Origin of the sequence: Streptomyces sp. NRRL B-24572, assembly GCF_002156145.1 — a bacterium.
GTDB classification, from domain to species: Bacteria; Actinomycetota; Actinomycetes; order Streptomycetales; family Streptomycetaceae; genus Streptomyces; species Streptomyces vietnamensis.
Map to the genome: position 1 here is coordinate 1 of NZ_MWIG01000359.1, position 9,174 is coordinate 9,174.

The following is a 9,174-nucleotide window of genomic DNA, read 5'->3' on the forward strand; positions in this document are numbered from 1 at the left end:
GCCGCCCGGGGACTGGGCGGGGGTGGACGGGCCGGCCATCAGGCGCCGCCTCCCCAGCCTTCGAGTACGGACCTGTTGGCCGCGGCGTAGTTGAGGTGCCCCTTGACCACGACCTCGTGCAGCCAGGCCTGGGCGGCCTTGAGGTCGCTCGCGGAGTGGCTCCACTTGTCCAGCTCGTCGATGAAGGCCTCGCGGGCCTCGCCGTCCCAGCTCAGGACGACCTTTGCGGCCCGCCCGTACAGGGTCTCCAGCTTCTCGTTGAGGGTGCGGAGGATGTCCTCCAGCTCCCCGGAAAGGCGCTGGAGGGTGGCGAGGTCGACGGTGATCCGGTCTTCGTCCGACATGGTGCAGATCCCCCGTGGTTCAGACGTCCAGAATGCGGCTCGTCGGTCGGCCGGTGTCCGGTGCGGGTGCCGGGTCGGGCACGGTGAGGTCGCGGGCGGCGGCGGACACGTCCTCGCCCTCCTGCATCCGCCGGATCCGGGCCAGGGTGTCGAGCTCCCGCTCGGTGAAGCCGTCGCGCGAGGCGCGCATGGCCGCTTCGAGGAGGACCATCACCTGACGGATGCGCACGGCGTCCTCGGCGACACCGCGGTGCAACGAGCGGTACGCGGTGGCAGTGGGCCCCTGCCAGCCCGTGGCGACCCTGTCGACGACTTCGTCCATGCGGCGGGTCTGCTGTTCCAGATATCGCTGCATCTCGTCGAGGTCGTCCGCCAGCCTGGTGAGCCCGTCCTCCGAGACGTCCAGATCGGCGTTCCGCATCCTGAGCCCCCGCTCGTCGCGTCGTCCGTACACATGTTCCTGGCGCGACCGCTCACCCTAGCGGGCGGGTCCTGGCGATCGGGGGCGGGAGCCGTGAAGAGGCTGAATAACGACGAAGCCCCAGGTCTCTGACCTGGGGCTTCGTTCGAAGAGCGGATGACGGGAATCGAACCCGCGCTATAAGCTTGGGAATCACCGTCGCTCGGACAGTGGGCAGGGCTTCTGACCTGGGAAACGTCCTCTGTTGTGGCGTCTTCCGGAGGCCGCGGAGTACCGGCTTCGACCGCTGTTCACCGCTCCGAAGGGCACGGCTGGGGCACGGCGCCGCAGCGGGGGAGCAGCGGCCGGGCATGCGCGTGTGGATTCGCCGATTCTCGGCTCCCAGGGGATGTGCCCGTGGTCTCCACCGGGGACAAGCGCGGGTCGCCCGTATGCACCGGGCCGGCGACACCTCACCCCCACGTGTTCGTTCACGGGACATGATCAAGCGCTTCTTCGCCGGTCTGCTGTTCGCGACCTCGGCGTTCACCCTGTCACCGATGCCGACGGCCCACGCCGACGACGTCGTCGCCGAGTCCCGCATTTACTTCCCCGGCTGCTTCGTCCAGGGATGCGACGCTTCGCTCCTGGTGGAGGAGGTCGACGGCGTACGGCTCGGCTACTGAGCCCCGATGGCGCGTCGCCCGGAGCGTCTTCCGGACACGCCCCGGGTCAGGCGTGCCGCAGCATGTCGAGGAATCGGAAGTCGCGGACCAGCACGGCGGTGGTGCAGTGGGGCTTGTGCCGGGCCTCGCGGGTGAAGGCGTCGCGCAGGAAGGGGGCGAGTCCTGTCGGCGGGTGGGCTTCGAGGACCAGGTCGAGCGTGTGTGCCGGGATCTCGTCCAGGCGGAGGCCGAGGACGTCGGCGGCGGAGCCGAGGTGGACGCCGGCGACCTCTGGGCGGTGGTCGTCCCCGGTGGTGAGGTCGAGGTGGAGGCGGATCGCGTCGTGGACCAGGTCGGCGAGTTCGGCGGGTGCGCCGTGCCGGACGAGCGCCTCGTGGGCCACGGCGGCGCCGTGTTCCTCGAAGGGCGTCGAGGGGTGCTCCCACGCCGGGGTGAGGCCCAGGTCGTGGAGTGCCGCGCCGAGGAAGAGGGCTTCGCGGTCCGGGGCCAGTCCCCGGCGGTGGAGGATCGCTTCGGCGTAGGCGTACGTGCGGTGGCAGTGGGCCACCAGCGGCGGCGGCGCGGCGGCGAGCAGCATCCGTTCGGCGAGGTCCGCGAGAGGGGTGTCGGGGCGCCGGGCGAGCGCGGGGGCGGAGGTCATGGGGTGTGGGTCTCCTGGAGGGTGTCGGCCGTCGCGGGCGCGGCCGTGCCGGCGAAGTGCCGTCGGTAGGTCTGCGGCGTGACGGAGGTGTGGCGTTTGAACGCGCGGTGGAAGCTGTGGACGGAACCGAAGCCGCAGCGCGTTCCGATGGCCGCGAGGGTGAGGTCGCTCTCCTGGAGCAGACGGCGTGCGGCCTGGACGCGCTGGGCGTCGAGATAGGCGGCCGGGGTACTGCCGGTCTCACGGACGAAGACCCGGGCGAACTGGCGCTCGCCCAACCCCATCCGGGCGGCCAGGGCGGGAACCGTCAGCCGTTCGCCGAGGTGCGCGTCGATCCAGGCGAGGAGCTCGGCGATGTCGGTACGGGCCGTGCTCTGCCGTTTCAGAGGCGCGCTGAACTGACTCTGGTCACCGGGCCGTTGCAGGTACATCACCATCCACCTGGCGGTCGACAGCGCGTGCCTGCGCCCGTGGTCGTCGGCGACGAGCGCCAGGCTCATGTCGATTCCGGCGCTCACCCCGGCCCCGGTCCACACCGGATCGGACCGTACGTACACGGCGTCGGCGTCCACGGTGACGTCCGGATGGTGCTCGGCCAGGGCCTCGGCCGTGGCCCAGTGCGTCGTGGCCCGCCTGCCGGCCAGCAGTCCCGCCGCGGCCAGGGTGTGCGCACCGGCGCAGACCGAGACCACCCGCCGCACGCGCGGTGCGACCCGTGCGACCCAGGCCAGGACGTTGGGGTCGACGACGGCTTCGACGCCTTCCGGTCGGATCCGGAGCCCGCCGGGCACGACGACGGTGTCCACTCCTTCGCCGTCCGAGTCGGCGAAGGAGCGGTCGGCGAGCAGGCGGACGCCGCCCGCGCAGTGCACCGGCGCCGGGCCCGCACCGACGAGCTCGACGCTGTAGCCGCGCCCCGGCCGCTCCAGGAGCCGGGACGCCGTGGAGAACACCTGCGCGGGCCCCGTGACGTCCAGCGACTCCACGCCGTCGAAGACGGCGATCGCGATCCTGCGTGGCTGGGTCATGCCGATCATCCTCAGCGGAGCCGGTCATGACTGCAATGTCACGGATATCGCGGATTCGGACATCGGCGGGACGCCTGGACGCCGCCCCTGCTTGTACGGGGCGCGGTGTTCAGGGGGTGACGATCGGGAAGCCGGGGTCGGGCTGGGTGACGTAGGAGAAGAGGCGGGTCAGGAGCGCGGGGTCGCCTTCGGTGGTGACGCCGTCGAGGCCCTTGCCCGCGAGGACGCCCAGGAGCTGCGGCTTGGTGAGGGTGAGGGTGAGGCCGGCGGGGGTGCGGGGCTCGCCCGTGAGGGTGCGGTGGGTGAGGGCGCCGTTGTGGAGGGTGAGGCGGTGGCGGGTGTCCTCGTCGGTGAGGACGAGGTCGAGGGTCAGGTCCTCGTCCCAGGCCCGGGGGCCGTCGATCCGGATGGAGACCGAGTCGAGGAGCATGTCGGTGGTCAGGGCCATCGCCATCTCGGGGTTGGTGGTGTCCATGGCGATGGAGTTGGGGCCGTGGCGCAGTTCCATGGCGGAGGTCAGGTAGAAGTTGCGCCAGGTGCCGTTCTCGGCGCCGTGGGCGAGCCTCTCGTAGACCTGCGCGAGGAGTTCCCTGGCGTCGGTTCGGGACGGCTCGGCGAAGACGACGTGGTTGAGGAGGGTGGCCGCGAAGCGCAGGTCTCCGGCGTCGGCGTAGCCGCGGGCCTTCTCCAGCGCCGCGTCGGCGCCGCCCGCCACGTCGACGTACCGCCGGGCGAGTTCGGTCGGCGGGTGTTCCCACAGATGGGCGACGTTGCCGTCGAACCAGCCGAGGTAGCGCTGGTAGATGGCCTTGGTGTTGTGGCTGGCGGAGCCGTAGTAGCCGCGAGTGTGCCAGGTCTTCTCCAGGGCGGGCGGCAGCTGGATCTGCTCGGCGATCTCCGGTGCGGTCAGGCCGTCGTTGAGCATGCGCAGCGTCTGGTCGTGCAGGTAGGCGTACAGGTCGCGCTGGGCGGTGAGGAAGGCGACGACGTTGTCGTTGCCCCAGGTCGGCCAGTGGTGGGAGGCGAACGCGACGTCGTAGGAGTCGCCGAAGTACTCGACGGCCTCGTCCAGGTAGCGGGCCCACACCCGGGCGTCGCGGACCACGGCGCCGCGCGGGGTCAGGATGTTGTGCATGTTGTGCGTGGCGTTCTCGGCCAGGCACAGGGCGCGGTGGTCGGGGAAGAGGAAGTTCATCTCGGCCGGGGCCTCGGTGCCGGGGGTGAGCTGGAAGACGATGCGGACGCCGTCGACCGTCTCCTCCTGCCCGGTCCTGGTGATGTCCACGGTCGGCGGGATGAGCGTGATGGTGCCGGTGGAGGTGGTCATGCCGAGCCCGGCGCCGATCTGGCCCTCGGGCGACTTCGGCAGCCGGTCGCCGTACATGAAGGCCGCGCGGCGGGTCATGGCGTTGCCCGCGTAGACGTTCTCGCTGACCGCGTGCTCCAGGAACCCGGCCGGTGCGAGGATCGGGACGCCGTCCTCGGTGCCGCGCGGCAGGACGCCCCGGGAGCCGCCGAAGTGGTCGCCGTGGGAGTGGGTGTAGATCATGCCGGTGACGGGGCGGTCACCTCGGTGTTCGCGGTAGAGGGCGAGGCCGGCGGCGGCGGTCTCGGCGCTCAGCAGCGGGTCGATGACGACCACGCCGCGCTCGCCCTCGACGAGCGTCATGTTGGACAGGTCCAGGCCGCGGATCTGGTAGATCCCCTCGGTGACCTCGTACAGCCCCTGCCGGGAGCAGAGCTGGGCCTGCCGCCACAGGCTGGGGTGGGCGGTGTCGGGGCACTCGCCCTTGAGGAAGGCGTAGGCGTCGTTGTCGTAGACGACGCGGCCGTCGGCCGCCTCGATCACACCGGGGATCAGCGCGCCGATAAAACCGCGGTCGGCGTTGTCGAAGTCGGTGGTGTCCTCGAAGGGGAGGGCGCTCATCTCTTGCTCCGTTCTGCGGCGGTGCGGTCCGGTCCATCTCAGCACCGGACGGCGGTATGTGCACTTTGCTATGAATGTCCGTTCGATTCGCTGTGAGGGCCGGTGCCCGCCCGCTGCCGCGCGGCGATCCAGACGTTCCCGTCGGCGACCGCCGTGTCCAGGGCCCCGAACACCTCGGGCCGGACCGGTACGACTCCTCCCTCGCCGAGCCGTTCGCTCAGCCCGGACGCCTCCAGGGCCCGTACGAGCGGGGGCTGGGCCCCGGCCAGGACGAGCCGGCCTCCGGCGTCGGCGAGTGTGCGGGCGTACCGGTCGAGGAGCTTGATCACGGCCGAGGACGGCACGTCCGGCACGGTCCGTACGACGAGGACGAGGACGGCGTCGCGGGCCCCGGCGGGGTCGGGCAGCTGGGCCTCGATGCGGGGGAGCTCGGCGAAGAAGGACACGCCGGCGTAGTCGAGGACGGTGACCTCGCCGGGCGGCAGCCGCTTCAGCGGGCCGGCGGTGCGCCAGGTCCCGTCCTCGCCCCGGTCGAGGGCGACGACCTTGGCCTGGCGGGCGGCCTGGGCGCAGAACAGCAGCAGGGACAGGACGGCGCCGATGACGATGGCCTGCTGGAGGGGGAGCTGGGTGGTGGCGAGGAAGGTGAGGATCATCGCCGCCGACGACATCCGGGAGGTGCGGAGCACGAGGCGGATGTCGTGGCGCTTGCCCCAGATCAGCTCGCCGCCGACGACGAGGATCAGGCCGCCGATGACGGGCATCGGGATGCGTTCGGCGAGCGAGCCGCACAGCAGGACGACGAGGGCGAGGAAGACGCCGGAGAACACCCCCGCCCAGCGGGTGCGGGCCCCGGCGGAGACCGCGACCCCGGTGCGGGACATCGAGCCGCCGGAGGGCAGCGCCTGGAACAGGCCGCCGAGGAGGTTCGCGTACCCCTGGGAGCGGAAGTCGCCGTTCACGTCGGAACGCGAGCCGTCGGGGTTCGGCATGGACGGCGAGATCCCGGCGGCCTGCGCGAGGGCGACGAGCGCCACGGAGAACGCCCCGCCGATCAGCTCGGGCACGGCGGACGGGTCGGGGGCGGTGAAGGAGGGCAGGGCGCCGGGGATCGAGGCGATGCCCTTCACCAGTTCCACGTCGACGGACAGGGCCGCCACCCCCACGCTCGCGACGACCATGGCGATCAGCAGGGCCACCGGTTCGAGCCGCTTCACCGCCCGCGCCCCCGCCCAGACGCCCAGGGTGCAGACGGCGACGAGGGTCGTGGCCCCCTTCCAGTCCCCGACGTGCACCAGCCAGTCGCCGAGCTGGTACAGCTTGTTGTGCCCCTGCGGCTTGTAACCGGTCGCGTCCTTCAGCACGCCCGTGATGATCTGCAGCGCGATGCCGGTGGAGAACCCGGTCATGACCGCGTTCGACACGAAGCTCATGACGGCTCCGAGCCGGAGCACGCCCATCAGCAGCATCACCGCGCCGACCATCACCGTCAGCACGGCCACGTTGCCGGCGTCCTGCGGGTCGAGCCCCGCGTCCGACAGCACGCTCTGCGAGGTCAGGGCGATTGCGCTGGTCAGGGTCGTGACCATGAGGACGGTACGGGAGGTGAGCGAGCCCACGATCGCCGGCACCACGCCCGCGTACAGGCCCGCGACCGGGTTGAACCCGGCGATCGCCGCGTACGCCATCCCCTCCGGGATCGAGAACAGGCCGGTCACCGCGCCCGAGGTGGCATCGGCGGGCCGCGGACGGCCCAGCCCGCGCAGCCACGACGTGAGATACGCGCGCCGACCGGCCGCCATCCGCCACCGCCCCTCTCCGTCCGTCCGCACCCAGGCAAACCCGGCGGAGGGGCCCCGGCCACCGAGGTTCGTCCGAACGGGCGAACGGCGCCGCAGAGCCGTCGGCCAGGGTGCCGACACCCTGGTGAGGTGCGAGTTTTGAACAGCCGTACGAGTCCTGGAGGTGCGCCATGGGTGATGCCATCGGCCAGATGCTGGCCTCGGCCGTCGGCATCGCGATCAGCCCGCTCCCCCTCATCGCCGTCATCCTGATGCTGGCCACGCCGAAGGGCCGCGGCAACGGCCTCGCCTTCACCGCCGGCTGGGTCCTGTCCCTCGCCGCCCTGGTCACGGTGATCGTCGTGGCCGGCTCCGGCGCCGATGCCTCCCGGGGCGACGAAGGTCCCGCCACCTGGACCCTGTGGCTCAGACTCGCTCTCGGCGTCCTCTTCCTGTTCATGGGCGTCAGACAGTGGAAGGGCCGTCCCAGGGAGGGCCGTACGAGCGAGCCTCCCGCCTGGATGAAGGCCATCGACCGCTTCACACCCGCCAAGGCCGCCGGCCTCGCCGCCGCCCTGGCCGTCGCCAACCCCAAGAACCTCGTCCTGGCGGTCGGCGGCGCCGTCTCCATCGCCTCCAGCACGGCCTCGACCGGCGGCAAGACCGTCGCGGCCGCCCTGATGGTCCTGATCGCCTCCCTCTGCACCCTCCTCCCGCTCGCCGTCTACCTCTTCGGCGGCGCCAGGTCCGCGAAGGTCCTCGCCGAGTGGAAGGCGTGGATGGCCGCCCACAACGCCGCGATCATGACCACCGTCCTCGTCGTGCTCGGCGCGAAGTACGTCGGCGACGCGATCAGCGGCCTGACCACGTGAGCGACCGAGACGGCGAGAGGCCAGGGCGCCGGCCTGCGGGACGCAGCACGCCACGGGTAGGGCGGGTGCGACGGCCGGCGGCCGCGAGCGGCCGTCGGAAGCCCGATCCGGCGCCTCGTCATGACACTTGCGGCACCGTCCCCGACCCTCAAGAGGTCTGGACACGACGAAGCCCCAGGTCGCTGACCTGGGGCTTCGTGCGAAGAGCGGATGACGGGAATCGAACCCGCGCTATAAGCTTGGGAATCACCGTCGCTCAGGCCTTCAAATAGTCCCTGAGCTGTTATTTCTCCGGCTGATGCGGGTGTGCGGCGGCCTGCTCGGCACCGCTGGTGACCGTAGTTCACCGCTCCGGAGGGCACGGCCGGGGCACGCCGGGGCCGGGCGCGATCCGGTCCGCCCCTGGCACCGGCTGCCGCGAGCCAATGCCCGAACGTCAGGTGTGGGCGGCCGCCTCCAAAGGGCTCAGGGCGGCTGCACGGCGGGCCGGGACGGCGGCCGCGAGGACGCCGACCGCGAGCGAGAGCAGGCACACCAGGAGCAGGGTGCCCCAGGGCAGGGCCAAGGTGTACTGGTCGATGGCGCCGTTGGCGAGGGAGCCGACGGCCCAGGCGCCGAACAGGCCGCCCGCCAGGCCGAGGAGGGTGCCGAAACCGGCGACCGTCAGGGCCTCCAGGCGGATCATGCGGCGGATGCCGGCGCGGTCCATGCCGAGCGCGCGCAGGGCGCCGATCTCGCGGGTGCGTTCGGCGACTGACATGGCCAGCGTGTTCACGATGCCGAGCGCGCTGATGACGACGCCGATGCCGAGCATGCCGTACATCACGTTCAGCAGGTCGCCCATGGTGCCGGCGGCCTCGCTGACCAGCTGGTCGCGGTCCTGCACGGTGAGGAGGGGGTTGTTGCCGACGGCGGCGCGCAGCCGGTTCTCCAGTGCGGCCGTCGCCGGGCCGTCGGTGCGCAGGAGTACGCGCTGGACGGAGCCGGGCAGGAAGCTGTCGGCCGCGACCTCGCCGCGGCTGCCGAGTGCGTCGTGGGCGATGGGGTTGTCCTTGTAGACGCCCACGACCTGGTACGAGGTGGGCTTCCCCGCGCGGCCCATCTCGACGCTCAACAGGCCGCCGGTGGTCACTCCGCTCTCCCGGGCGAGGGTGGCGGAGACGGCGATCCGGCCCGGTGCCAGGTCGTCGGCGGAGCCGGAGACGAAGTCGAGCTTCATGGTGTCGCGCACGGTGGCGGGGTCGACGCCGGAGATCTGCCGGACGCCGGTGCCGGTGAACAGGGTGGAGTCGGTGATCGGGTGCGCGGCGCGCACGCCGGGGGTCTCGGCCAGCCGTCGTACGGCGGCCGGGTCGATGCCCGTCATGGTGGAGCGGGTGCTGACGACGTAGTCGGCGCCGAGCCCGGCCGCGGCCTGGCGGTCGAGTGCCTGGCCGGTGGAGTGTCCGATGACGGCGAGGCCGGTGACGAGGCCGGTGCTGATCAGCAGGGTGGCG

At 71.9% G+C, this 9,174-nt stretch carries 9 protein-coding genes; 2 read left to right on the forward strand and 7 right to left on the reverse strand.

The window, feature by feature from the left end:
* Positions 1-38: 38 nt before the first annotated feature.
* Together CCN56_RS21820 and CCN56_RS21825 are read right to left on the reverse strand one after the other, a co-directional pair.
* Positions 39-344, reverse strand: coding sequence for a WXG100 family type VII secretion target (locus tag CCN56_RS21820; protein ID WP_086829245.1), 306 nt, complete (start codon positions 342-344; stop codon positions 39-41).
* A gap of 19 nt (positions 345-363) precedes the next feature.
* On the reverse strand, positions 364-765 hold the full coding sequence (locus CCN56_RS21825) for a WXG100 family type VII secretion target (protein ID WP_086829247.1): 402 nt from the start codon (positions 763-765) through the stop codon (positions 364-366).
* A gap of 479 nt (positions 766-1,244) precedes the next feature.
* On the opposite strand from CCN56_RS21825, the gene CCN56_RS21830 reads away from it, so the two are divergent.
* Positions 1,245-1,430: a hypothetical protein gene (locus CCN56_RS21830; RefSeq protein WP_086829249.1), complete on the forward strand. Its 186-nt coding sequence runs from the start codon at positions 1,245-1,247 to the stop codon at positions 1,428-1,430.
* 46 nt (positions 1,431-1,476) lie between these two features.
* On the opposite strand, the gene CCN56_RS21835 is transcribed toward CCN56_RS21830, so the two are convergent.
* The 4 genes from CCN56_RS21835 to CCN56_RS21850 form a co-directional block, all read right to left on the reverse strand.
* Positions 1,477-2,070, reverse strand: coding sequence for an HD domain-containing protein (locus CCN56_RS21835; RefSeq protein ID WP_086829251.1), 594 nt, complete (start codon positions 2,068-2,070; stop codon positions 1,477-1,479).
* Entirely contained in the window at positions 2,067-3,098 is a 1,032-nt protein-coding gene (locus CCN56_RS21840) for a GlxA family transcriptional regulator (protein WP_086829258.1), read from the reverse strand. The genes CCN56_RS21835 and CCN56_RS21840 overlap by 4 nt, the downstream gene beginning before the upstream one ends.
* A 109-nt stretch (positions 3,099-3,207) precedes the next feature.
* On the reverse strand, positions 3,208-5,025 hold the full coding sequence (locus tag CCN56_RS21845) for an alkyl/aryl-sulfatase (RefSeq protein WP_086829252.1): 1,818 nt from the start codon (positions 5,023-5,025) through the stop codon (positions 3,208-3,210).
* A 68-nt stretch (positions 5,026-5,093) separates the two neighbouring features.
* Positions 5,094-6,827, reverse strand: a complete 1,734-nt coding sequence (locus CCN56_RS21850) for a SulP family inorganic anion transporter (RefSeq protein ID WP_086829254.1) — start codon at positions 6,825-6,827, stop codon at positions 5,094-5,096.
* Between the two features lie 170 nt (positions 6,828-6,997).
* On the opposite strand from CCN56_RS21850, the gene CCN56_RS21855 reads away from it, so the two are divergent.
* Positions 6,998-7,678: a GAP family protein gene (locus CCN56_RS21855; protein ID WP_086829256.1), complete on the forward strand. Its 681-nt coding sequence runs from the start codon at positions 6,998-7,000 to the stop codon at positions 7,676-7,678.
* A gap of 436 nt (positions 7,679-8,114) precedes the next feature.
* Here CCN56_RS21855 and CCN56_RS21860 read toward each other — a convergent pair.
* Positions 8,115-9,174, reverse strand: a 1,060-nt coding sequence (locus CCN56_RS21860) for an ABC transporter permease (protein WP_143664591.1), incomplete at its 5' end; no start/stop codon positions are given.

Bases quoted from the DNA above. Each gene is read 5' to 3' on its own strand.
- CCN56_RS21820 (WP_086829245.1), bottom strand. From the start codon at position 344: ATGTCGGACGAAGACCGGATCACCGTCGACCTCGCCACCCTCCAGCGC.
- CCN56_RS21840 (WP_086829258.1), bottom strand. From the start codon at position 3,098: ATGACCCAGCCACGCAGGATCGCGATCGCCGTCTTCGACGGCGTGGAG.
- CCN56_RS21835 (WP_086829251.1), bottom strand. From the start codon at position 2,070: ATGACCTCCGCCCCCGCGCTCGCCCGGCGCCCCGACACCCCTCTCGCG.
- CCN56_RS21830 (WP_086829249.1), top strand. From the start codon at position 1,245: ATGATCAAGCGCTTCTTCGCCGGTCTGCTGTTCGCGACCTCGGCGTTC.
- CCN56_RS21845 (WP_086829252.1), bottom strand. From the start codon at position 5,025: ATGAGCGCCCTCCCCTTCGAGGACACCACCGACTTCGACAACGCCGAC.
- CCN56_RS21825 (WP_086829247.1), bottom strand. From the start codon at position 765: ATGCGGAACGCCGATCTGGACGTCTCGGAGGACGGGCTCACCAGGCTG.
- CCN56_RS21850 (WP_086829254.1), bottom strand. From the start codon at position 6,827: ATGGCGGCCGGTCGGCGCGCGTATCTCACGTCGTGGCTGCGCGGGCTG.
- CCN56_RS21855 (WP_086829256.1), top strand. From the start codon at position 6,998: ATGGGTGATGCCATCGGCCAGATGCTGGCCTCGGCCGTCGGCATCGCG.